Annotated in this window: 23 protein-coding genes; 16 read left to right on the top strand and 7 right to left on the bottom strand. The window is 69.1% G+C overall.

The window, feature by feature from the left end:
• The first annotated feature begins 13 nt into the window (after window positions 1-13).
• A complete protein-coding gene (locus tag QFZ21_RS04500; protein WP_307374836.1) occupies window positions 14-292 on the top strand; it encodes a helix-turn-helix domain-containing protein in 279 nt (92 codons plus the stop codon).
• Here QFZ21_RS04500 and QFZ21_RS04495 read toward each other — a convergent pair.
• Window positions 280-891: a hypothetical protein gene (locus QFZ21_RS04495; RefSeq protein WP_307374833.1), complete on the bottom strand. Its 612-nt coding sequence runs from the start codon at window positions 889-891 to the stop codon at window positions 280-282. The genes QFZ21_RS04500 and QFZ21_RS04495 overlap by 13 nt on opposite strands.
• A gap of 128 nt (window positions 892-1,019) precedes the next feature.
• On the opposite strand from QFZ21_RS04495, the gene QFZ21_RS04490 reads away from it, so the two are divergent.
• Both QFZ21_RS04490 and QFZ21_RS04485 read left to right on the top strand, forming a co-directional pair.
• A complete protein-coding gene (locus QFZ21_RS04490; protein WP_307374831.1) occupies window positions 1,020-1,406 on the top strand; it encodes an Rv3235 family protein in 387 nt (128 codons plus the stop codon).
• Window positions 1,407-1,430: 24 nt separating this feature from the next.
• Window positions 1,431-2,915: a sensor histidine kinase gene (locus tag QFZ21_RS04485; protein WP_307374829.1), complete on the top strand. Its 1,485-nt coding sequence runs from the start codon at window positions 1,431-1,433 to the stop codon at window positions 2,913-2,915.
• Between the two features lie 67 nt (window positions 2,916-2,982).
• On the opposite strand, the gene QFZ21_RS04480 is transcribed toward QFZ21_RS04485, so the two are convergent.
• Window positions 2,983-3,231, bottom strand: a complete 249-nt coding sequence (locus QFZ21_RS04480) for a WhiB family transcriptional regulator (protein ID WP_028503730.1) — start codon at window positions 3,229-3,231, stop codon at window positions 2,983-2,985.
• 234 nt (window positions 3,232-3,465) lie between these two features.
• Between QFZ21_RS04480 and QFZ21_RS04475 the strand changes: the two genes are divergently transcribed.
• Window positions 3,466-3,867 (top strand): hypothetical protein, encoded by a 402-nt coding sequence (locus QFZ21_RS04475; protein WP_307374823.1) that lies wholly within the window; start codon window positions 3,466-3,468, stop codon window positions 3,865-3,867.
• Window positions 3,868-3,906: 39 nt separating this feature from the next.
• Here the strand turns inward: QFZ21_RS04475 and bcp are convergent, their stop codons facing one another.
• The 3 genes from bcp to aroA are packed head-to-tail and all read right to left on the bottom strand — an operon-like array spanning window position 3,907 to window position 6,778.
• Entirely contained in the window at window positions 3,907-4,380 is a 474-nt protein-coding gene (gene bcp, locus QFZ21_RS04470) for a thioredoxin-dependent thiol peroxidase (protein ID WP_307374821.1), read from the bottom strand.
• Window positions 4,381-4,389: 9 nt separating this feature from the next.
• On the bottom strand, window positions 4,390-5,460 hold the full coding sequence (gene rsgA, locus QFZ21_RS04465) for a ribosome small subunit-dependent GTPase A (RefSeq protein WP_307374819.1): 1,071 nt from the start codon (window positions 5,458-5,460) through the stop codon (window positions 4,390-4,392).
• 1 nt (window position 5,461) lies between these two features.
• Window positions 5,462-6,778 (bottom strand): 3-phosphoshikimate 1-carboxyvinyltransferase, encoded by a 1,317-nt coding sequence (gene aroA / locus QFZ21_RS04460; protein WP_307374817.1) that lies wholly within the window; start codon window positions 6,776-6,778, stop codon window positions 5,462-5,464.
• A 69-nt stretch (window positions 6,779-6,847) separates the two neighbouring features.
• Here aroA and QFZ21_RS04455 point away from each other — a divergent pair, with 69 nt between their 5' ends.
• From QFZ21_RS04455 to QFZ21_RS04445, 3 genes are read left to right on the top strand one after another with little or no spacing between them, the layout of a single operon-like run.
• On the top strand, window positions 6,848-7,510 hold the full coding sequence (locus QFZ21_RS04455; RefSeq protein WP_373425994.1) for a sigma-70 family RNA polymerase sigma factor: 663 nt from the start codon (window positions 6,848-6,850) through the stop codon (window positions 7,508-7,510).
• Window positions 7,507-7,752 (top strand): zf-HC2 domain-containing protein, encoded by a 246-nt coding sequence (locus QFZ21_RS04450; RefSeq protein ID WP_307374813.1) that lies wholly within the window; start codon window positions 7,507-7,509, stop codon window positions 7,750-7,752. The genes QFZ21_RS04455 and QFZ21_RS04450 overlap by 4 nt, the downstream gene beginning before the upstream one ends.
• A 33-nt stretch (window positions 7,753-7,785) precedes the next feature.
• Window positions 7,786-9,090: a GNAT family N-acetyltransferase gene (locus QFZ21_RS04445; protein ID WP_307374811.1), complete on the top strand. Its 1,305-nt coding sequence runs from the start codon at window positions 7,786-7,788 to the stop codon at window positions 9,088-9,090.
• Between the two features lie 81 nt (window positions 9,091-9,171).
• Here the strand turns inward: QFZ21_RS04445 and QFZ21_RS04440 are convergent, their stop codons facing one another.
• Window positions 9,172-12,864: a multifunctional oxoglutarate decarboxylase/oxoglutarate dehydrogenase thiamine pyrophosphate-binding subunit/dihydrolipoyllysine-residue succinyltransferase subunit gene (locus QFZ21_RS04440; protein ID WP_307374809.1), complete on the bottom strand. Its 3,693-nt coding sequence runs from the start codon at window positions 12,862-12,864 to the stop codon at window positions 9,172-9,174.
• A gap of 159 nt (window positions 12,865-13,023) precedes the next feature.
• On the opposite strand from QFZ21_RS04440, the gene QFZ21_RS04435 reads away from it, so the two are divergent.
• The 3 genes from QFZ21_RS04435 to QFZ21_RS04425 all read left to right on the top strand — a co-directional run bounded on the left by QFZ21_RS04435 (window position 13,024) and on the right by QFZ21_RS04425 (window position 16,965).
• The gene (locus tag QFZ21_RS04435) at window positions 13,024-14,478 is read left to right on the top strand and encodes a GuaB1 family IMP dehydrogenase-related protein (protein WP_307374807.1); all 1,455 of its coding nucleotides are present in this window, start codon (window positions 13,024-13,026) and stop codon (window positions 14,476-14,478) included.
• Between the two features lie 112 nt (window positions 14,479-14,590).
• Entirely contained in the window at window positions 14,591-15,907 is a 1,317-nt protein-coding gene (locus tag QFZ21_RS04430; protein WP_307374806.1) for a hemolysin family protein, read from the top strand.
• Complete coding sequence (locus QFZ21_RS04425) at window positions 15,904-16,965, top strand: hemolysin family protein (protein ID WP_307374804.1); 1,062 nt, start codon at window positions 15,904-15,906, stop codon at window positions 16,963-16,965. Before QFZ21_RS04430 ends, QFZ21_RS04425 begins: the two co-directional genes overlap by 4 nt.
• A gap of 74 nt (window positions 16,966-17,039) precedes the next feature.
• On the opposite strand, the gene QFZ21_RS04420 is transcribed toward QFZ21_RS04425, so the two are convergent.
• Window positions 17,040-18,107, bottom strand: a complete 1,068-nt coding sequence (locus QFZ21_RS04420; RefSeq protein WP_307374802.1) for an NADH:flavin oxidoreductase/NADH oxidase — start codon at window positions 18,105-18,107, stop codon at window positions 17,040-17,042.
• 56 nt (window positions 18,108-18,163) lie between these two features.
• Here QFZ21_RS04420 and QFZ21_RS04415 point away from each other — a divergent pair, with 56 nt between their 5' ends.
• The 6 genes from QFZ21_RS04415 to QFZ21_RS04390 are packed head-to-tail and all read left to right on the top strand — an operon-like array spanning window position 18,164 to window position 22,916.
• On the top strand, window positions 18,164-18,997 hold the full coding sequence (locus QFZ21_RS04415) for an NAD(P)H-hydrate dehydratase (protein ID WP_307374800.1): 834 nt from the start codon (window positions 18,164-18,166) through the stop codon (window positions 18,995-18,997).
• On the top strand, window positions 18,994-20,235 hold the full coding sequence (locus QFZ21_RS04410) for a hypothetical protein (protein WP_307374798.1): 1,242 nt from the start codon (window positions 18,994-18,996) through the stop codon (window positions 20,233-20,235). The genes QFZ21_RS04415 and QFZ21_RS04410 overlap by 4 nt, the downstream gene beginning before the upstream one ends.
• Window positions 20,236-20,269: 34 nt before the next feature.
• Window positions 20,270-20,599, top strand: a complete 330-nt coding sequence (locus tag QFZ21_RS04405) for a thiamine-binding protein (RefSeq protein ID WP_307374796.1) — start codon at window positions 20,270-20,272, stop codon at window positions 20,597-20,599.
• Entirely contained in the window at window positions 20,592-21,062 is a 471-nt protein-coding gene (locus QFZ21_RS04400; protein ID WP_307374794.1) for a GNAT family N-acetyltransferase, read from the top strand. Before QFZ21_RS04405 ends, QFZ21_RS04400 begins: the two co-directional genes overlap by 8 nt.
• A 9-nt stretch (window positions 21,063-21,071) precedes the next feature.
• Window positions 21,072-22,301: an MFS transporter gene (locus QFZ21_RS04395; protein ID WP_307374792.1), complete on the top strand. Its 1,230-nt coding sequence runs from the start codon at window positions 21,072-21,074 to the stop codon at window positions 22,299-22,301.
• A 9-nt stretch (window positions 22,302-22,310) separates the two neighbouring features.
• Window positions 22,311-22,916, top strand: a complete 606-nt coding sequence (locus QFZ21_RS04390) for an NUDIX domain-containing protein (protein ID WP_307374790.1) — start codon at window positions 22,311-22,313, stop codon at window positions 22,914-22,916.
• Window positions 22,917-22,948 lie beyond the last annotated feature (32 nt).

The raw sequence follows: 22,948 nt of genomic DNA, 5'->3' as shown, positions 1-22,948 counted from the left end.
AGAGAATGAGGGCATGGCAGCCTCGCCCGCGTCCGCTCCGCGATTTCTCGCACCCGCTCAGGTGGCAGAGCTGTTGAGCATCGGCGTCGACGAAGTCATCGAACTCGTCCATGAGGGGCTGTTGCGAGGATCGCAGCTCGGCTCGCCGCCTCGTTGGCGCGTCGAGGAATCGAGCCTGAGCGACTATCTCGCCGCGCAGTCCGAGAACGCGCGACGTATGGCGCTGTGGCGGCAGTCCCAGACGGCGAGCTTCCCCGAGGTGTGGGGCACGTCCTCTGCTCACGGGACCTGATCGCCGACGGTCCGCACCGCGAGGATCGACGCGAACGGGACGATACGGAAGCCCTGCACCGCGCCGGCGCGGCGGGCTTCCCCGGTCTCGTGCACGGCCAGGTCGAGATGATCCGCCGCGGCTCGATCGATCGTTCCATGGGTCTCGCCGCCGCTCCGGGTGCTGATGTGCACCGGGACGCGCCGTCGAGCGAGGTCGCGCAGCACGAACCCGAAGGTCATCCGCTCCCGTAGCGCGTGATCGTCGAGGACGCTCTCCTCGAGGCTGGCCAGGAGCACGCCATGGTCGAGCACGAGCGCCCCGATCGCGTGATGCGGGATCAGGAAGGTCGATCGAGTGGCGTGGACCCCCGAGGCACTCCTCGACGCCGCTGCGATCCAGTCCGCCCCGTAGCCCTGGAACCGCACCGGGAACCGGCGCCCGTCGGCCAGCTCGATCGTCGCCTCGGCGTCTGCGGCGCACAGCATCCGCAGTCGACCGCGCAGATCCAGTCTCGCGATGCGGAGCCGCTCGGACTCGGCGTCGAGAGCAGCGCGCTCCGCCTCCCATTCCGAGGCCAACTGACCTTCGAGGTCTTCGAACAGGCGATCCCAGTGCATCCGTCAGAGCGTAGGCGACCTCGGAGCGCGACGTACGAGTTATCCACATTCATCCCGGGACTCCGCGTCGAGACCCCGACCGCCGTGCTGTACTGACTCGCAGTTCTCCCCGACCGAGAGTGCCCACGATGACGCTTCACGAGTATTTCGCACCGCAGCCGACCTCCACCGTCGAGCTGCCCGATCCTGCGCCGTTGCTGCGCAGTCTCACCCAGGGGGTGCTCGAGGTGCTGGCCGGGGTCCGAGAAGTCGACCAGCTCGCCCGGTGGTTCAGCGAGGATGCGTTCCGGAGCCTGGTGGCCAGGGCGAACCTGTCGGCGAGGGCGCGCAGCGCGAGGGGGGTCTCGCCTGCGCGCCCGACTTTCGCCCTCCGTTCGATCCGGGTGACCGAGCCGGTCGACGGCGTCATCGAGGCCGTGGTGGTCGTCGCCGGGCCGGGTCGCACGCGCGCCGTGGCCATCCGCCTCGAGGGTCTGGACCGTCGCTGGCGTGCGAGTTCTCTGGCGATCCTCTGAGGGATGTGACCCTAGGCTGGAGGAGTGTCAACGCTCAGTGATCTCGCCCACGCCCAAGGTCGCCTGACCGACAGCGATGTCGAATGGCTCCACCGGCTCGCCGGCGACGGCCAGCTTCTCGCGGACCTCGCCTCCGCAGATATCGTGATCTGGATCCAGACCGAGGACGGCTCGTTCATCGCGGTGGCGCACGCACGCCCCAGCGGGGCGGCGACCCTGTTCTACCGCGACATCGTGGGGGAGCGGGTGCGGCCGCAGTGGCGCACCCAGGTGCAGGGGGCATTCGAGTCGGCCGCGATCGTCGATTCCTCGTCCCCCGACTGGTTCGAGGAGACTCCCACGCGAGTACGCGCTGTGCCGATCATCAACGACCGCCGCAGGCCGGATGCGCCTCCTTCGGTCATCGGCGTGGTGACGAGGCACACCAACCTCGGAGAGGCCCGTACCCCGTCCCGTCAGCAGATCACGTTCGACGAGTGTGCCAACGACCTGTTCCGGATGATCGCGGAAGGCAGCTTCCCCGACCTCGCCGCACCGACGTCCCCGCGCCGCGGTGCACCGCGCGCATCGGACGGCCTCATCCGCCTCGATGTCGACGGCATCACCACCTTCGCCAGCCCCAACGCCCTGTCGGCATTCAACCGGATGGGATTCGACGACGAACTCGAGGGCGAATCGCTCGCCGAGGTGACGGCTCGACTGGTCCCGCCGTCCCGGCAGGTCGACGAGTCGCTTCCCGTGGTCGTCACCGGCCGGGCGCCCTGGCGCACCGACATCGAAGCGCGCGGAGTGACGGTGTCGCTGCGAGCCATCCCGCTGAAGGACCGCGGCACCCGGATCGGCGCCATCGTGCTCTGCCGCGACGTGTCGGAGCTGCGTCATCAGGAGCAGGAGCTCATCACCAAGGATGCGACGATCCGCGAGATCCACCATCGGGTGAAGAACAACCTCCAGACGGTGGCGTCGCTGCTGCGCATCCAGGCGCGACGCACCCACTCCGACGAAGCCAGGGATGCGCTCAGTCAGGCCATGCGACGTGTCGATTCCATCGCGGTCGTGCACGACACGCTGGCGCAGGGTCTCACCCAGAAAGTCGACTTCGACGAAGTCTTCCATCGCGTGCTGAAGCTCGTCGCCGAGGTCGCCTCGGCGCCGAATACTCGGGCGCGCACCCAGTCGACCGGCCGTTTCGGAGTGCTTCCGAGCGAGTACGCGACGCCGCTCGCGCTCGCGCTGACCGAAGTGGTCACGAACGCCGTCGAACACGGATTGGCGGGGCGCGAGGGTCTCGTCACCATCGACGCGACTCGCACCGAGGACAATCTCCGCGTGACCGTACATGACACCGGGCTCGGACTGCCGGAGGGGCGGATCGGCCAAGGCCTCGGAACGCAGATCATCCGCACCCTGATCCAGGGCGAGCTCGGCGGCACCATCGAGTGGCGCGGGAGCGACGGCGAGGGCACCGAGGTGGTCATCGACATCCCCTTGCGGTGGTTGCTGCCCTGACCGCCGCCGGCCTCGGCCGGACACGACGAAGCGGTCTGAGCCGAAGCTCAGACCGCTTTCGTGGAGATCAGGAAGCGCGGCGGGCGCGTGCGGCGCGACGCTTGAGCGCTCGGCGCTCGTCTTCGGACAGACCGCCCCAGACGCCGGAGTCCTGGCTGCTCTCGAGGGCGTACTGCAGGCAGATCTCCGTCACGGTGCAGGTGGCGCAGACCGTCTTCGCCTTCTCGATCTGATCGACGGCCGGACCGGTGTTCCCGACAGGGAAGAACAGTTCGGGGTCGACAGTCAAACAGGCGGCCTTGTCGCGCCAGTCCATGGGGGCTCCTCGGTGTGGATTTCCTGAGATGTCGCGACGCGACTGCTCAGATTCGGGTGACTGTTCGGGTTCAGTTACCCTGGTGAGATGCGGACGGATGCCCGCGAATTGTGATGCGAGCGATGAGCCCGCCCCACGCCGCTGTGGGAGCACATGACGCTGTCTATTCTGTTACATGAAACCCGCGAAATCAAGGGTTTTCCGCCTTCTCATCCGATTCTCAGGAGACCCATCGTGCGCGCACCCGGCCTCGCCCTCGCCGCCGCCGCAGTCCTCGCCGCAGAGGGTGCGGCGCTGCTCGTCTTCGCGGTGATCGAGCTCGCGGGCGCCGTCTCGGGAGATGCGTCCTCCGTGCCCACCGCGCTCGCCCTGATCGTGCTCACCGTGATCGGCGCGGCCGCACTCATCGCGTTCGCATCGGGCGCACGGAAGGGTCGCTCGTGGGCGCGCTCCGGAGGAGTGGTGTGCCAGGTGCTGGCGGTCGCCCTGGCGCTCGCGTCGCTCACGGTGCAGCCCATCTCGTGGCCGTTCACGCTCGCCGTGGGACTCCCCGGTCTGATCGGGTTCGCACTGCTGATCTCGAGCGCACGTCATGAAGGCGATCAGCGCGCCGACGAGCAGTCCGCCGCGGAGTGAGCCCCACCACAGAGTGAGGGCCGCCGAGCGGAAAGGGTTTCAGGCGTCGGCGCCGAGGAGCTTGCGTATGCGTGCCACGTGGCCGGTGGCCTTGACGTTGTAGAGGGCGTGCGTGACGGTTCCGTCCTCGTCGAGCACGAAGGTCGAGCGGAGGACGCCCTCGATGACCTTGCCGTAGTTCATCTTCTCGCCCCAGGCGCCGTACGCGGAGTGCACGGCGTGGTCCGGGTCGCTGAGCAGCGTGAACGTGAGCCCATCGCGCTCGCGGAACGCGGCAAGCTTCGCAGGCTCGTCCCGCGAGACGCCGATAACGCGGTAGCCGAGCCCCTGGAGAGGGGAGATGCTGTCGCGGAAGTCGCAGGCCTGTGTCGTGCATCCGGGAGTCATCGCGGCCGGGTAGAAGTAGAGCACCACCTTCTGCCCCCGCAGGTCGCTGAGGCGGACGGTCGAGCCGTCCTGGTCGAGCAGGGAGAAGTCGGGTGCTGCGGATCCGGGTTCCAGGCGCTGAGTCACCCGTCCAGCCTATCGGCCGGGTGCCTGCTCGGCCTTGTCGGCGAACGTCTGCAGCAGCCGCTGCAGCGAGTCGAGTCGGGCGCGCCCGGTCTCGCTGAGCTCGCCGCGCTCGGCGGCTTCGATCAGTGCGCAGTCGGGCGCATCGGCCAGGTGTGTGCAGCCGCGGGGGCAGTCCTGGGCGATGAGAGCGAGCTCCGTGAAGGCGGCGAGGATGTTGGCCGGATCCACGTGGCCGAGGCCGAACGAGCGCACCCCGGGGGTGTCGATCACCCAGCCGGTGCCATCCGCTCCCTGATAGCGCAGAGACACCGTGGAGGACGAGGTGTGGCGTCCTCGACCGGTGACCTGGTTCACGTGTCCGGTGGCACGGAGGGCCGTCGGGACGAGGGCGTTGACCAGGGTCGACTTGCCGACACCGGAGTGGCCGACGAAGACCGTCGAGTGTCCGACGAGAGCGGCGCCGATCTCCTCGACCGGCATCTCGTCGCGCGCGCTGGTGAACACCCGCAGGTCGAGACCGTCGAAGTGCGCCAGGAACTCGGTCGGGTCGGCGATGTCGGTCTTGGTCACGACGAGGAGCGGACGGATTCCGGCATCCAGCGCCGCGACGAGATAGCGATCCACGAGGCGTGCGCGCGGTTCGGGATCGGCAGCGGCCACCACGACCAGCATCTGATCGGCGTTGGCGACGATGACGCGCTCGACCTGGTCGGTGTCGTCCGCGCTGCGCCGGAGGAGCGAGGTGCGGTCCGCGATCCCGACGATGCGGCTGAGCGTTCCCTCGTCTCCTGAGGTGTCGCCGACCACGCGAGCCTGATCGCCGGTGACGATCGGCATGCGCCGCAGTTCCCGCGCCCGCACGGCGCTGATGACGTGCTCGTCGTCGGTGTCCTCGTCGAGCAGCACGGTGTATCGACCGCGATCGACCCCGAGGATCCGTCCGAACTGTGCGTCGTCGTGCGCGGGGCGACGCTTGGTGCGGGGACGGTTCGCCTTGGGGTTCGGTCGAGTGCGGATGCTGCTCTCGTCGTAGTCCTCGAAGTCGTCGTCGAGGTCGTCGGTGTCGTCGAGCCAGCTCATTTCAGCTCCGCAGCATCCGCTCCCAGAGCATCGTGAACTCCGGGAGGGTCTTCGCGGTGGTGCCGATGTCATCGATCTCGACGCCGGGGATGCGCAGCCCGATCAGGGCGCCGGTGGTCGCCATCCGGTGGTCGTGGTGCGCGGCCCAGCCGCCGCCGTGCAGCGTACGCGGGATGATGCGCAGGCCGTCGGGCAGCTCTTCGGCCTCGCCGCCGAGGGCGCGGATGTTCGTGATGAGTGCGGCGATGCGGTCGGTCTCATGCAGGCGGATGTGGCCGATGCCCCGGATGGTGGTCGGGGACTCGGCGAACGCGGCGAGTCCGACGAGGGTGGGGGTCAGCTCGCTGGCCGCGGCGAGGTCGAGATCGAGGCCGCGGATGCTGGAACCGGCGCGCACCGTGAGGGTGCCGCCATGTCGGCTGACGTGCGCTCCGGTGGCCTGCAGGATGTCGGGGAGCAGGGCTCCGGGCTGCGTCGAATGCGCCGGCCAGCCGGTGACGGAGACCGAGCCGCCGGTGAGGAGTGCGGCGGCGAGGAACGGCGCGGCGTTGGAGAGATCCGGCTCGATCGCGATCTCCTTCGCCCGCGGGACGCCGGCCTCGACGAGCCATTCGCCCACAGCGGGACGCTCGATCCGGATGCCGCGCCGGCTCAGGGCTTCGATGGTCATGTCGATGTGCGGCAGGCTCGGCAGGTGTTCGCCGGTGTGCACCAGGTGCAGGCCGACGTCGAAGCGCGGAGCGGCGAGCAGCAGACCCGAGACGAACTGGCTGGATGCCGAGGCGTCGATCTCGACGCGGCCGCCGCGGATGCGTCCGTGACCGCGGATCGTGAACGGAAGCGCCCAGGTGCCCTCGTCGTCGATGTCGACTCCGAGGTCGCGGAGGGCGCTGATGAGCCCGCCCATCGGTCGATGCAGAGCGGTCTCGTGGGCGGTGAGGTGAACGTCGTGCGCGGCGAGACCCGCGAGCGGAGCGATGAATCGCATCACGGTGCCGGCCTGGCCGCAGTCGACGGTGCGGCCTCCCTCGAGCTTCGCCGGAGTGACGACGAGGTCGGGGCCGAACTCGTGGCCGGCATCGACCTCCTCGATGCCGACGCCGAGCGCGCGGAGGGCGTCGACCATGCGGGCGGAATCGTCGGAGTGCAGCGGTGCGATCAGGCGACCCGGGCCATCGGCGATCGCCGCGATGATGAGTTCGCGATTGGTCAGCGACTTCGAGCCGGGAATCGTGAGTTCGGCGTGGACCGGGGTGTCGACGGAGGGCGCGGTGTAGGAGCCCTGGACACGGGACGGGGAATACCTGTTGGCGCTCATCGGTTCTCACTTTAGTGAACAGGATGCTCGCCGCGTGAAAGGGTGGGTGTCCGTCGACGAGGAGACTGCATGCTGGGCACGCTGGAACGAGGGACGCTGGACATCAGCGGCCTAGACTGGCCGGTGATGGATGACACCGTAACCGCAGAGACAGTCAGCGACCCTCGGCGCGAATTCGAGGAGCAGGCGCTCCCCTTCATGGATCAGCTCTACGCCGCCGCGATGCGCATGACGCGCAATCCGGCCGACGCCGCAGATCTCGTGCAGGAGACGTTCGTCAAGGCCTATGGATCCTGGGCGACCTTCTCCCAGGGCACCAATCTCAAGGCGTGGCTGTACCGCATCCTCACGAACACGTACATCAACATCTATCGCAAGCGCCAGCGCGAGCCGTTCCAGGGCACGATCGACGAGCTCGAGGATTGGCAGCTGGGCGGAGCCGAGTCGACCACCGCGAGCCACAGCCGCTCCGCGGAGGCCGAGGCGATCGACCACATGCCGGCATCCGTCGTCAAGGACGCGCTGCAGGCCCTGCCGGAGGACTTCCGGCTGGCCGTCTACTTCGCCGATGTCGAGGGATTCGCCTACCAGGAGATCGCCGACATCATGAAGACCCCCATCGGCACCGTGATGAGCCGCCTGCATCGTGGCAGGCGCATGCTGCGGGAGCTGCTGGCCGACTACGCCGCTGAGCGGGGCATCGCCGCGGCTGACCCGAGGAGCGAGAAATGAGCGACTGCGGCTGCGACAAAGCCCGCCAGGATCTGGAGGAGTACCTCCGCAACGAGGTGTGCAAGACCGAGCACACCGAGATCCGGGAGCATCTGGAGAACTGTCCCTCCTGTCGGGACGAGGCGCTCGTCGCCACGACCCTGACCGAGGTCGTCGCGCGCGCGTGCAAGGAGACGGCTCCGGAGGAGCTGCGCGATCAGGTGTTCGCCCGTCTCCGCGAGGTTCAGGCCGCCCAGCACTGAGCCGCCGTCGGAGGTCGTCGGTAGTTTGGAACGATGACCACCCTCGATGCGCGCGCCGTCCCCGCCGACTCCACTTCGACCGAACGACTGAGCTCCGCGGGTCTCGAATACCGCGTCGTCGACTTCTCCGATGACGAGCGCGCGACCGGATTTCAGCGGGCGGCCGACCGGGGGTTCCTCGGCGCCGAGCCGAACGCGGAATCACTCGCGCAGGCCCGCAAGACCTTCGCCGAACGGCGCAACGTCGCCGTATACGAGGCGGGTGCCTCGGTCTCGGCACTCCCGGTCGCGACCACGAACGCCTGGGTCACGCCGCTGACCGTGCCCGGGGGCGCCGAGGTCGGGATGTGGGCGATCAGCATGGTCACGGTCGCCGCCACGCACCGGCGCCGCGGCATCGCACGCTCGCTGCTGGAGGGGGAGCTCCGTGCCGCGGCATCCGCCGGCGTCCCCATCGCCGGCCTCACGGCCACCGAAGCCACGATCTACGGGCGCTACGGCTTCGGCTCGGCGATTCCTGTCTCGCGTTTCACCGTCGACACCCGGCAGGCAGGATGGGGCGGTGTCGCTCCGCTCGGACGGATCGAGTACATCGACCGCGAGACGCTCGCCGCCGACATCGCTATGGTGCACGACCGCGTGCGCCGCGGAGTGCCCGGCCGGATCGCCGGCTGGCAGGGCCGGTGGGAGGGTATCTCCGGCGCCGCCGCCACGGTGCACGACCGCGACAAGGTGCGCGGCATCCGCTACCTCGATGAGGAGGGCGTCCTTCGGGGCGCTCTCGCCTACACACTGCGAGAGAAGGGCGAGACCTTCCGATTCGCCCTCGATGTCGGAATCCTGGTGGCGGAGACGCCCGACGCGCTCGCAGCGCTGTGGCGCTTCGCCCTGCAGCACGACCTCGTCGACGAGGTCACGGCCGACCTCCGCCCTGTCGACGACCCGCTGCCGTGGCTGGTGCTCGATCCCCGCGGAGTGAACCAGGTCGTGCACGACCACGGCTGGCTGCGCATCCTCGACGTGCCGGCCGCGCTCACCGCCCGGCGATTCTCGGCGCCGCTCGACGCCGTCATCCGTGTCGAGGATCCGCTCGGATTCGCCCGCGGCGATTGGCGGCTCCGTGCGGGGAGCGACAGCACGGCGACGGTCGAACGGGCCGAGGGCGCCGGTCCCGACATCACCCTCGACGTCTCGGCGCTGTCGTCCCTGTATGCCGGCGGCGTTCGGGCGTCATCTCTGCACGGCGCCGGTCGGATCGCGGCCGACGCCTCGGCCGTGGAAGCACTCGACCGAGCGATGATCTCGTTCCCCGTGCCGTCGCTCGACATCTGGTACTGACGGCGGTTCTTCGCGGAGAACCGCGGAGATGAGAAGGGGCGCCCCGGCCGAAGCCGGGGCGCCCCTTTCGTCGTGACGTGATCAGCTGGTGGTGATCGCCTCGCGGATCAGGGTCGCCTGCTCGGCGGCGTGCACCTTCGAGGAGCCGGTCGCCGGCGACGCCGAGGCCGTGCGCGCGACGGGACGGAACGAGCGATCCCCGGGGACGTCGGCGAACGCGAGCGCCAGGAACGGCCAGGCCCCCTGGTTCTCCGGCTCTTCCTGCACCCAGACGAGTTCGGCGTTCGGGTACGAGTCGGTGATCGCCTTCAGCTCATCGATCGGTGTCGGGTAGAGCTGCTCCATGCGCACGAGCGCGACCTGCGGGTTCGGCTTCTTCTCAAGCTCGGCGCGCAGATCCCAGTGGACCTTGCCGGAGTGCACGAGGACGCGCGTGACGGCGTTGCGGTCGAGACCGCGGTCGTCGTCGATCACCGGCTCGAAGCGGCCCTGCGTGAAGGCCTCGACAGGGCTGGTCGCTCCGCGCAGTCGCAGCATCGCCTTCGGCGTGAAGACGATGAGCGGCTTGCGCGGGCGCGCATAGGCCTGTCGACGCAGCAGGTGGAAGTACGACGCGGGCGTGGACGGACGCGAGACGATCATGTTGTCCTGCGCGCACAGCTGCAGGAAGCGCTCGATGCGGGCGGAGGAGTGGTCCGGCCCCTGACCCTCGTAGCCGTGGGGGAGGAGCAGAGTGACACTGGACTGCTGTCCCCACTTCTGCTCGGCCGCCGAGATGTACTCGTCGATGACGGACTGCGCGCCGTTGACGAAGTCGCCGAACTGCGCCTCCCAGAGCACCAGGGCCTCCGGTGCCTCCACCGAGTAGCCGTACTCGAAGCCGAGCGCCGCGTACTCGCTGAGGAGCGAGTCGTAGATGAAGAACCGGCCCTGCGCATCGGAGAGGTTCGACAGCGGCAGCCACTCCTGGCCGTTCGCACGGTCGTGGAGGGTCGCATGACGCTGCACGAACGTGCCGCGGCGGGCATCCTGCCCCGCGAAGCGCACCGGAGTGCCCTCGACGAGGAGTGAACCGAACGCGAGCAGTTCGCCGAAGCCCCAGTCGATGCCGCCGTTGCGGCTCATGTCGAGGCGCTTGTCGAGCAGCTGCTGGATCTTCGGGTGGACCGAGAAGCCTTCCGGCTTGTTCACGAAGGCATCCCCGATGAGCTGGATGACCTCGTTCGGCACGCCCGTGATGTCGGGCGCGCCGACCTGCTCCTCGGGCGGGAGCTCGGTCACGACCGGCGTGGTGCCGGTCTCGGCCGCATGGGTCTCGGCGAACGCGATCTCCAGGCGGTTCTGGAAGTCGGCCTTGGCCTCGTCGTATTCCTGCTCGGTGATGTCGCCACGACCGACGAGCGACTCGGTGTAGAGCTTGCGGACCGAGCGCTTCGCCTGGATCAGGTCGGTCATCAGCGGCTGCGTCATCGACGGGTCGTCGCCCTCGTTGTGACCGCGACGGCGGTAGCAGACGAGGTCGATGACCACGTCGCGGTGGAAGCGCTCGCGGTATTCGAACGCCAGCTGCGCGACGTGGATGACGCCCTCGGGGTCGTCGCCGTTCACGTGGAACACCGGCGCCTGGATGGTCTTCGCGACATCTGTGGAGTACACCGATGTGCGTCCGTCGTTGGGGGAGGTCGTGAAGCCGACCTGGTTGTTGACGACGACGTGGATCGTGCCGCCCGTGCGGTAGCCGCGCAGCTGCGACATCTGCAGGGTCTCGACGACAACGCCCTGACCGGCGAACGCTGCGTCGCCGTGCACCAGGATCGGGAGCCAGGCGAAGGTGCCGATCGGCTTGCGGTCCTGCTTGGCGCGGACGATGCCTTCGAGCACGCCGTCGACGGTCTCGAGATGCGACGGGTTGGCCGCCAGGTAGACGGGCAGCTCGGACTTGTCGTCGGCGACGAAAGTGCCCTCGGTGCCGAGGTGGTACTTCACATCACCGGATCCGCGCTGGTTGCCGGGAGTCTGGGTGCCCTCGAACTCGCGGAAGACCTGGCCGTAGGTCTTGCCCGCGATGTTGGTGAGCACGTTCAGCCGTCCGCGGTGGGCCATGCCGATCGCTGCGCCCTCGAGCCCGGCTGTCGCCGCGCCCTGGAGGATCTCGTCGAGCAGCGGGATGAGCGATTCGCCGCCCTCGAGGGAGAACCTCTTCTGTCCCACGAACTTCGTCTGCAGGAAGGTCTCGAACGCCTCGGCCTCGTTGAGCTTGCGGAGCACTCGCAGCTGCTCGTCGTGCCCGGGCTTCTGGTACTTGACCTCCACCTTCTCCTGGAACCAGCGACGCTGCTCCGGATCCTGGATGTGCATGTACTCGATGCCGAGCGTGCGGCAGTACGAGTCGCGCAGCACGCCGAGGATGTCGCGCAGCTTCGCGACGCGCCGGCCGCCGAAGCCGCCGGTGACGAACTCGCGGTCGAGGTCCCAGAAGGTGAGGCCGTGGCTCTCGATCTCGAGGTCGGGGTGCGAGCGCTGCACGTACTCCAGCGGGTCGATGTCGGCCATGAGGTGACCGCGCACGCGGAACGAGTTGATCAGCTCTTGCACGCGCGACTGCTTGTCGACGCGCTCGGCGAGGTCGACCGCGATGTCGGGGTTCCAACGGATCGGTGCGTACGGGATGCGCAGCGCCGCGAAGATGTCGTCATAGAAGCCGCGCTGCCCGATGAGCAGCTCGTGCACCTTCTTGAGGAACTCGCCGGAGCCGGCTCCCTGGATGACGCGGTGGTCGTAGGTGCTCGTGAGCGTGATCGTCTTGCCGATGGCGAGTTCGTTGAGGGTGCGCGCACTGGCGCCCTGGAACTCGGCCGGGTAATCGAGGGCGCCGGCGCCGATGATGCAGCCCTGGCCCTTCATCAGACGCGGAACCGAGTGCACGGTGCCGATACCGCCCGGGTTGGTGAGCGACACGGTCGTGCCCTGGAAATCGGCCGCGGTGAGCTTGTTGTTGCGCGCCCGGGTGACCAGGTCTTCGTAGGCGGACAGGTACTCGGTGAAGCTCAGGGTGTCGGCGCGCTTGATGCTGGGCACCATGAGCGCGCGGGTGCCGTCGGGCTTCGGGAGGTCGATCGCGATGCCGAGGTTGACGTGCGCCGGGGCGACGACGGACGGCTTGCCGTCGATCTCCGCGTAGAACACGTTCTGGCTGCGGAACTCGTCGAGCGTGCGGATGAGCGCCCAGCCGATGAGGTGGGTGAAGCTGATCTTGCCGCCGCGGGTGCGGGCCATGTGGTTGTTGATGACGATGCGGTTGTCGATCATCAGCTTCGCGGGCACCGTGCGCACACTGGTCGCGGTCGGGACGGTCAGGGACTCGTCCATGTTCGCCGCGAGGGTCTTGGGCAGACCGCGGAGCGGGGTGATCTTGTCTTCCTCGGCCGCGTCGACGGCTTCCTTCGCCGCCGGCTTCGGCGCCTGCGCGGGGATCGGAGCGGCTGCGGCCGGCTTGGTCGTGGTGCGCGCGACGGGCTGGGCGCCGATCACCGGGATGGGCGCGGTGACGGGGTGCGCCCCTGTGTCCGTAGAACCGGATGTCGGGGCTGCGGGAGCGGATGCTGCGGGGGCGGCTGTGCCGGAGACGTCGGAGTGGTACTTCTCGAGGATCGGCCACCACTCCTTGTCGACCGAGTCGCGGTTCTCCTTGAACTGCTCGTAGAGCTCTTCGACGAGCCAGGAATTGGCTCCGAACCCCCCGTCGCCCCCGACGCCGGTCACCTGGTTCGACACTCTCGATCGCCCTCTTTCATCACTGAAGCACTCTGGCGCAGACGCCCCCGCAGGATGCGTTCGGGTCCGCACACTCTCGACTTCCAGCCTAACGTGTTTCGTTACGCGAGTCGTCGAAGGACGTGCCCGTCCGCGCGGCGATCTGGGTACCGTGGACACATGGAGTTCTCAGGTGCACAGCCGACCGTCGATCTGACCTACTCGGATGTCTTCCTGGTGCCGCGGCGGTCCGCGATCACCAGTCGGCTGCAGGTCGACCTCGCCCCGCAGGACGGTACGCCGGCGACGCTGCCGTTGGTCGCGTCGAACATGAACTCGGTCACGGGTCCGCGGCTCGCGGCGGTGCTCGCACGACGCGGCGGCCTCGGCGTGCTCCCGCAGGATCTTCCGCTGCAGGGCCTCGATGCCGCGATCCGCGACGTCAAGGCGCAGCCGGTGCTGTGGGACACCCCGATCGTGCTTCCGCCGGAGGCCTCGGTCGCCGATGCCCTGCGCCTGCTTCCCCCGACCGCCGGTCACGGCATCGTCGTGGCGCGAGGTGCGGCCCCTGTCGACGTGGGCGACGTTCTCGGCATCCTTCCGGCCACGAGGCTCGCGACGGCCCTTCCCGATGCCCAGCTCGGCGACCTCGTGCACAGCGGGGTGCCGTCGATCGACGCCGAGGACATCGGTTCGGAGCGGCACGCCTTCGACGTCATCACCGACGCCGGAGTCGAGATGGTGACGGTCATCCATCATGGGCACCTGGTCGGCACGCTGAGCGCCCGCACCGCCCTGCGCTCGACGCTGTACCGGCCCGCGCTCGACGCCGACGGACGCCTGGCCGTGGCCGCCGCCGTGGGCATCAACGGAGACGTCGCGGCCAAGGCCAAGGCTCTCGCCGCCGCGGGAGTCGACGTGCTCGTGGTCGACACCGCGCACGGCCACCAGGAGGGGATGCTGAGCGCGCTCCGCGCCGTGTCGGAGCTGGGCCTCGGCCTGCCGATCGTGGCGGGCAACATCGTCACCGCCGACGGGGTGCACGATCTCGTCGAGGCCGGCGCCACGATCCTGAAGGTCGGCGTCGGGCCCGGCGCGATGTGCACGACGCGCATGATGACCGCCGTCGGCCGCCCGCAGTTCTCCGCCGTCCTCGAGACGGCGCAGGCGGCGGCGGAACTCGGCGCCCACGTCTGGGCGGACGGCGGCGTGCGGTATCCGCGTGACGTGGCGCTCGCCCTCGCCGCAGGCGCGGCATCCGTCATGGTGGGCTCCTGGTTCGCCGGCACCATCGAGGCGCCGGGGGAGCTGCAGCGGGACGCCGAGGGCCGCATCTTCAAGGAATCCTGGGGGATGGCTTCGACCAAGGCGGTGCAGGCCCGGTTCGGTCGTCTGGACGCGTACGAGCGAGCCCGGAAGGAGCTCTTCGCCGAGGGCATCTCCTCGTCGAAGATCTACCTCGACCCGCTGCGTCCCGGGCTCGAGGATCTGCTCGACATGATCACATCCGGGGTGCGATCGTCCTTCACCTACGCGGGTGCATCGTCCGTGCCCGAGTTCCACGATCGCGCGCTCGTCGGCCTGCAATCCGCGGCCGGATACGAAGAGGGCAAGGCTCTCCCGGTGAGCTGGTAGTCCGGCTCGCACTCCCAGTCCGGTTCTGTAGAATCGTCGGCATAATGGACGACCCTCCCAGTTGCAGTACATCGCCCCACTGTCCGCCTCTCTCACCGGAGAGGAACCGCTGATGGACTACATCATGTTGGGCGTGGGGCTCCTGCTCACGGTCGGCACCGGCCTCTTCGTCGCGAGCGAGTTCGCACTGGTCAACCTCGACCGGGCCGATCTCGAGGCGCGGCAGGCGAAGGGCGAGTCCCGCCTCTCGCTCACGATCAGCGCTCTCCGGCACACGTCGACCCATCTCTCGTCGGCGCAGCTCGGCATCACGCTGACCACGCTGCTCACCGGTTACACGATGGAGCCGGCGCTGTCGAACCTCCTCCGTCCGACCTTCCACGCGTGGAACCTTCCCGAGGCCGTGATCGGACCGTTCGCCACGATCCTCGCGATGTTCGTCGCCACCGTCCTCTCGATGATCCTCGGCGAGCTCGTGCCGAAGAATTTCGCCCTCGCCCTTCCGCGGCAGACCGCGAAGCTCGTCATCCCGTTCCAGGTCGCGTTCACGACCGTCTTCAAGCCCGCGGTCGTGGTACTCAACGGCAGCGCCAACGGCGTGCTGCGCGGCATGGGCATCGAGCCGAAGGAGGAGCTCTCGGGTGCGCGCAGCGCCGAGGAGCTCTCCTCTCTGGTCCGCCGCTCCGCGAATGCCGGACTCCTCGAGGAGGACACGGCGAGCCTGCTCGACCGCACGCTGACGTTCTCACGATTGAGCGCCGCCGACGTGATGACGGCGCGGCCCAGCATGCACGCGCTCGCCGCCGGTGACTCCGCCGACGACGTCATCCAGCTGGCACGCCGCACCGGCCACAGCCGTTTTCCCGTCTATGACGACGACCTCGACGACATCTCGGGGGTCGTGCATCTCAAGGCCGCGATCTCCGTGCCGCGTGAGCGTCGCGCGGAGGTGCCGGTCGGGGCTCTCGCGACCGACGCGCTCCGGGTGCCGGAGACCGTGCACGTCGACGGCCTGATCTCGGAACTCCGCGCCCGCGGCTACCAGCTGGCGGTCGTCGTCGACGAGTACGGCGGCACGGCCGGCCTCGTCACGCTCGAGGACCTCATCGAGGAGCTCGTGGGCGAGGTCTCCGACGAGCACGACCGCACGAGGGCAGGGATCATCCGCAGCACCGACGGCGTCACCTTCCCCGGCGAACTCCGACCGGATGAACTGCGCCGCCGCGCGGGTGTCGTGGTACCGGAGGGCGACGTGTACGACACCGTCGGCGGCTACGTGATGAGTGTGCTCGAGCGTGTGCCCGCGGTCGGCGACGAGGTGTCGGTCGACAGCGGCATCCTGCAGGTCGTACGGATGGACGGCCGCCGCGTCGACCGCGTCCGCTATGTTCCGAGACCGTCCGAACCAGGAGAGGAGGCCACCCGATGAACGACTGGGGAGGAATCGCCTGGCTCGTCGTGCTGCTCGTCGCCAACGCCTTCTTCGTCGGCGCCGAGTTCGCGGTGATCTCCGCACGCCGCTCGCAGATCGAACCGCGCGCGGAACAGGGCTCCCGTGCGGCCAAGACCGCGCTGTACGCCATGGAGCACGCGACGCTCATGCTCGCGACCTCGCAGCTCGGCATCACGATCTGCTCGCTGCTCATCCTGAACGTCTCCGAGCCTGCCATCCATCACCTGCTCGCGGCGCCGCTGCATGCGTTCGGATGGTCGGACGGCGTCGTGGACGCGGTGTCGTTCACGATCGCACTGCTGATCGTCTCGTTCCTGCACGTGGTGTTCGGCGAGATGGTGCCGAAGAACCTCGCGTTCTCGGTGCCGGATCGCGCAGTGCTCATCCTCGCCACCCCGCTCGTCTGGGTGTCGAAGGTGTTCATGCCGGTGATCTGGGTGTTGAATGCCGCCGCGAACGGCGTGCTGCGCTTGTTCCGGGTGGAGCCGAAGAACGAGGCCGCGTCGACGTTCACGCTCGAAGAAGTCGCCACGATCGTGGACCAGTCGCGTCGCGAGGGCGTGCTCTCCGACACCGCGGGAACGGTCGCGGCGGCCGTCGAGTTCACCGACAAGAAGGCACGCGACGTCGCCGTGCCGTTGAGCGACCTCGTCACGTTGCCGCAGACGACCACGCCGGACGACATCGAGAAGGCCGTGGCCCGCTACGGCTTCTCGCGCTACGTGATCGTCGATGCGGATGCTGTGCCGGTGGGGTACGTCCACCTGAAGGACATCCTCCGCGCGTCGGAAGGATCCGACTCGGCCGTGAAGATGGTCCAGCCGATCCCGTCGAAGCGCATCCACCACATGGTTCCCGTCCAGGAAGACACCGATCTCGAGGATGCTCTGGCGCTGATGCGCCGGGCGGGTCGGCACCTCGCGAAGGTGCGCAACATCGAGGGCCGCACCACCGCGGTGCTCTTCCTCGAGGACATCCTGGAGGAACTGGTCGGAGAGGTGCAGGACGCGACCCGTCGCATCCGCGGACGCTGATCGACGAGGCGCTGATCGACAGAAGGCCGCCGTTCCGGACAGGAGCGGCGGCCTTCGTCGTGCGGGGCTGGGCGTCAGCGCCAGCGAGCCCTGTCGTACTGCGGCGGCCAGGCGACCTCGGCTCCGAGTTCGTGCGCGGCGCGGAGCGCGAAGTGCGGATCGCGCAGCCACTCGCGTCCGGCGAAGATCGCATCGGCCGCGCCGTCGACGAGCACCTGCTCGGCCTGTTCGGCTGCGGTGATGAGGCCGACGGCCGACACGGGGATGCGGCCGCCCTGCCGGACGGTCTCGGCGAGCGGCACCTGGTATCCGGGGAAGACGCTGATCTGCTGATGCGCGACGAGTCCGCCGCTGGAGACGTCGATGAAGTCGGCGCCGCGCTGGGCGGCCCAGTCGCCGACCGTCGTGGCCTCCTCGGCCGTGAAGCCACCCTCCGCGTGATCGGTCGCCGAGATGCGCACGAACAGGGGCACGTCCTCGCCGGCTTCGGCGCGGACAGCGTCGACGACCCGGAGCAGCAGGCGCGCCCGGTTCTCCAGCGATCCGCCGTACTCGTCGTCGCGCAGGTTCGACAGCGGCGAGAGGAACTGGTGCAGGAGGTAGCCGTGCGCGCCGTGCAGCTCCAGCACGTCGAAGCCGGCATCCAGCGCGCGCCGGGCCGACGCGGCGAAGGCGTCGACGATGCGGTCGATCCCCGCGGTATCCAGGGCGATGGGCTCGTCGAACCCGTCGAAAGCGACCGCCGACGGCGCGGTCGTGGTCCATCCGCCGTCGGCCGCGGGCACCGATCCGCGTCCTGCCGCCCAGGGCCACCAGGTGGATGCCTTGCGGCCGGCGTGCGCGAGCTGGATGCCGGCGACGGTGCCGCGGTCGTGGATCGCCTGCACGATCGGCGCCCAGGCGTCGCGCTGCTCGTCGTTCCACAGCCCGGCATCCCGCGGCGAGATCCGTCCCTCGGGCACGACCGCCGTCGCCTCCGCGACGATCAGTCCCGCGCCGCCGGAGGCGAACTGGGCCAGGTGCGCGTGGTGCCATTCCTGCACGACGCCGTCGACGGCGCTGTACATGCACATGGGCGAGACCCACAGGCGATTGCGGAAGGTGACGGATCGGATGCTGAGAGAGGAGAAGAGAAGACTCACCGTTCGACGCTACCCCGGCGCGGGTGCACCGCGGGCCGTCGCACTAACGTGGAGTCATGGTCTTGGTGCGCGAGTGGTCACGCGACGATGCCGCGGCATTCTTCCGGGCGCCGTCGAAGGACGATGACAAGTACGCCCGCGGCGTGGTCGCGCTGCGAACCGGGTCGCCGGCCTATCCCGGTGCCGCCGTCCTCGGAGTCGAAGCCGCGTGGCGGGCGGGCGCGGGTTTCGTGCGCTACGTCGGAGCGGATCGCGTCGGCGATGCCGTGCTGGCTCGCCGCCCCGAGACCGTGGTGGGGGCCGATGTCGGGTCGTCGCGGATCGATGCCTGGGTGATCGGCTCGGGTACGGACCCGACGGACCGCACCGACGCCGAGACCCTGGCGCTGCGTGAGATCCTGTCGGGCGCCTCGCCCGTGATCATCGACGCGGGCGCTCTGGATCTCGCGCCGGGGACCCGCGCACCGTTCCTCGTGACTCCGCACGCACGGGAGTTCGCGCGGCTCAGGGACCGCCTGCGCGTCCCTTCCTCGGAGGACGAGCGCGCCGAGGAAGCAGCGCAGGTGGCCGCGAAGATCGGCGGCACGGTGCTGCTCAAGGGCGCGCGCACACTGATCGCCGACCCGGACGGCACCGTCATCGCCGTCGAAGCAGGCACCGGGTGGCTGTCGACGGCGGGCACCGGTGACGTCCTGGCCGGCGCACTCGGCGCGGTGGTCGCAGCGAATCCGGGCGCTCCGCTGGTCGAGGTGGCGGCCGCGGGAGTCTGGCTGCACGGGCACGCGGGGCGCATCGCGGCAGGCGCGCTCGAGGGGGCGCCGGGGCATCCGATCGTCGCGATGGACGTGGCCGACGCACTTCCGCTCGCGGTCGCGGACGTCCTCGCGTGAGCCGAGCACTCACCGGCAGGATCGTCGCGCTCTGGGCGGCGTTCCTCGTCGCGCATCTCCTCACCATCGTGATGGGGTGGGTGTATCCCAGCCAGCCGATGGGCGACGTCGTACTGGTGTACGAACCGTGGGCGTCCTCCGCGCTGAGCGGCGGCGCGATCGTCGGGGTGACCGAGACCTGGGTGTATCCGCAGCTCGCACTCGTGCCGATGCTGATCACGAAGTTGCTGGCGATGCCCTTGGTCCCATTGCTCGGCGTCTCCGGGGCCTTTCTCGTCGCCTGGGCGGTGCTGGTCACCGTGCTGGACGCCCTCGCCTTCGCCGTGCTCGTCGGGCGCGCCCCGTCGCGGCCGCGTCGCATCGCCGCCTGGTTCTGGTGCGCCGCGCTGCTGCTGCTCGGACCGATCGCGATCTACCGCATCGACGCCATCACGGTTCCGATCGCCGTCGTCGGCGGCCTCTGGCTCGCGTCGCGGCCGGTCGTCGCGGCCGCGCTGCTCACGGTCGGCGCCTGGATCAAGATCTGGCCCGGCGCCCTGGTGCTGGCGGCGATCGTCGCAGCCAGGACCCGGATCCGGATGCTGCTCGCCGCAGCCGCCGTCACCGCCGGGGTGGTCGTGGTGCTGTTCCTGCTCGGAGCGGACACCGAGATCCTCGGCTTCCTCACCGAGCAGACCGGCCGGGGGCTGCAGATCGAGGCGGTCGCCGCGACGCCGTTCCTCTGGCTCGCCGTGGCCGGCGCCGCCCGCATCGAGTACAGCTTCGAGATCCTGACCTTCCAGATCAGCGCGTCAGGAGTGGAGGGCGTCACCGCGCTTCTGACCCCACTGATGGTGGTCGTGGTCGGTATCGTCGTCGCGCTCGGCGCGATCAAGTCCTGGCGTGGAGCATCCTTCTCCCGTCTCTTCCCGCCCCTGGCCCTCTCGCTCGTGGTCGCGCTCATCGTCACCAACAAGGTCGGGTCTCCGCAGTTCCAGACCTGGCTGCTGGCACCGGTGATCCTCTGGCTCGTCGTCGACGGACTCAGGGCGCGGGTTCCGGCCACGATGGTGCTGACTCTCTGCGCGCTCACCTGCCTCGTGTATCCGCTCGGCTACGACGCGTTGCTGCGCGCCGAACTGCTGCCGGTGCTGGTGCTCACGCTGCGGAACGTGCTCATGATCGTCCTGCTGGTCGTCGGGATCCGCGCGCTCGTGCGCGTGCCAGTGACCCGCCACGGCTCGACAAACCGCCGTTGACCAAGCCACCGTTCGAACCTCAAGGAGTGAACCCATGCTGATCGCCTTCTCCGTCGCCCCGAGCGGCGTCCCCGCCGACGGGACCGAGCGCACCGACGATTCCGTGCACGATGCCGTCGCCGCGGCCGTCCGGGTCGTCCGCGACTCCGGACTGCCGCACCGCACGACGAGCATGTTCACCGAGATCGAGGGTCCCGACTGGGACTCGGTGATGGATGTCGTCAAGCGGGCCACCGAGGCAGTGATGCCGTTCGGTTCGCGCGTCTCCCTCGTGCTCAAGGCCGACATCCGCCCGGGATACTCCGGCGAGCTCGACGCGAAGATCGAACGGCTCGAGGCGGCCATCGAGGACTCCGATGGGTGATGCTCCGTCTGTCGCGACGGTAGGCCTTCGCCTCGCGATCTCTGAGGACGTCGATCGGCTCGCCGAGCTTCGGGCCGTCGTCCTCCGGCCAGACCTCGAGAGACTCGGTCGGTATGACGATGTCCGCGTCCGGCAGAGGTTCCGCGATGCGTTCGATCCGGCAGCGACCCGAATCATCGTCGTGAACGGGGAGGACGTCGGATGCGTCGCCCTCCGGCGCGAGGGCGAGGCGCACTGGCTGGAGCACTTCTACATCGCGACCTCCCATCAGGGGGTCGGTGTGGGGACGAAGGTTCTGGAGCAGATCCTGGATGCGCCCGCGCTCTACCGGCTCAACGTGCTGCAGGGCAGTCCCGCCCGGCGGTTGTACCAGCGTCATGGGTTCGTCGTCGATCAGCAGGACGCGGTGGACGTCTTCATGACGGTGGACCGGCGGGCTCAGCCACCCGTCGGCGACCGCTAAGCTGATCCGGTGAATCCCTCGACTGAATCGAGGGGTGCGGCGAAGAGGGCGCTCCTCTCTCTCGCCATCGGCAGCTTCGGCATCGGCATGACCGAATTCGTCATCATGGGCCTGCTGCCCGATATCGCCGGCGACCTGCTTCCCTCGCTGTGGGACTCGAGCCGGCCGGACGCGCTGAGCCAGGCCGGCTGGCTGATCTCGCTGTATGCGCTCGGCGTCGTGATCGGGGCGCCGACCATCGCCGGGTTCGTCGCGCGCTACCCACGGCATCGCGTGATGATCGTGCTGGCACTCGCCCTCACGGTGTTCAACGCCCTCACGGTGGTGCTGCCCACGTTCGAGCTCGTCGCAGCCTCGCGGTTGCTCGCGGGGCTCCCGCACGGTGCCTACTTCGGCATCGGCGCGCTCGTCGCGGCCGATGTCATGGGTCCGGGCAATCGCGCCAAGGGCGTGGCGTTCATCCTCACCGGGCTCACGGTCGCCAACGTGGTCGGGGTGCCGTTGGGCACCTTCCTGGGTCAGCAGTTCGGCTGGCGCGCGGCCTTCGCCGTCGTTGCGCTCGTCTTCGCGCTCGCGACTCTGTGCATCGCGCTGTTCGTGCCGAAGCATCCGGGGTCGCCCGGTCGCACGATGCGGCAGGAGCTCGGAGTGTTCCGCGTCCGGCAGGTCTGGTTCGCACTCGCCGTCGGTGCGATCGGATTCGGCGGCTTCTTCGCGGTGTACAGCTACATCGCCCCTCTCGTCACCGAGGTCGCCGGTTCACCGGAGTGGGTGGTGCCGATCGTCCTCGTGCTGATGGGCATCGGCATGACGGTGGGTAACCTCGTCGGCGGTCATCTCGCCGACATCGATCTCCGACGCACGCTGCTGGTCGGGCTCGTGACGTTGGCCGGTGTCTTGGCGCTGCTCGCACTGCTGGCGTTCTGGATCGTCACCCTCGGACTGTTGGTGCTCGTCGTCGGCTTCGTCTCGGCGGTCCTCAGCCCGACCATTCAGACCCGACTGATGGATGTCGCCGGCGACAATCAGTCGATCGCGGCGGCGTTGAACCACTCTGCGCTGAACATCGGCAACAGCCTCGGCGCCTTCCTCGGAGGCATCGTGATCGCGGTCGGCTGGGGATTCACCGCTCCCGCGTGGACCGGAGCGGCGCTGGCGGTCATCGGCCTGCTGATCGCGCTGCTGTCGTTCCGCAGCGAACGGCACCGCACCGAGGCCGCGCTCCTCGCCAAGTCGTAGAGTGTCGGGGTGGATAACCCCGACACTTCTCTGCCGGTCGCCGGCACCGTGGTGCTGTTGCGTGCTGCGGACCCCGGGTTCGAGATCTTGCTCATGAGGCGCCCGGATCGCGGCTCGTTCGCGTCGGCGTGGGTCTTCCCCGGCGGCAAGGTGGAGCCCGGGGACAGGCGGGAAGGCGAAGCGGAGAGTGAGGACGCGCGTCGCGCCGGCATCCGCGAGACGTTCGAAGAGGTCGGGCTGGTTGTCGACGGTATCGTGCCGCTCTCCGAGTGGCATCCGCCGATCGAGGCGCCCACCCGCATCCGCACCTGGTTCTTCCTGGCGATGGCGCCCGGCGATGAGCCGGTGGCGTCCGCCGACGAGGTCGCGGAGATCGCCTGGGTTCGCCCCTCCGAGGCGCTGGCGCGACACGCGGCCGGTGAGTGGACCCTGTTCCCGCCTACCTGGATGACGCTGCACCAGCTCTCGGTCTTCTCCGACGCAGAGTCCGCACGCTCGTCTGGCGGGGCGGCTCAGCTGTTCCAGACGCGTGTGCTCGACGAGGGCCGTGCGTTCGCCTGGACGCAGGGCCGTCTAGAGGCGCGCACTCTTCCCTGGATCTTCGAGCCCGCCTGAGCACACACTCTTCGACGCGAAGGGGGAAAACG

The organism is Microbacterium sp. W4I20, from assembly GCF_030816505.1.
Classification (GTDB): Bacteria; Actinomycetota; Actinomycetes; order Actinomycetales; family Microbacteriaceae; genus Microbacterium.
The sequence above is the reverse complement of the archived record's forward strand: the minus strand, read 5'-3'. Positions and strand labels throughout refer to the sequence as shown.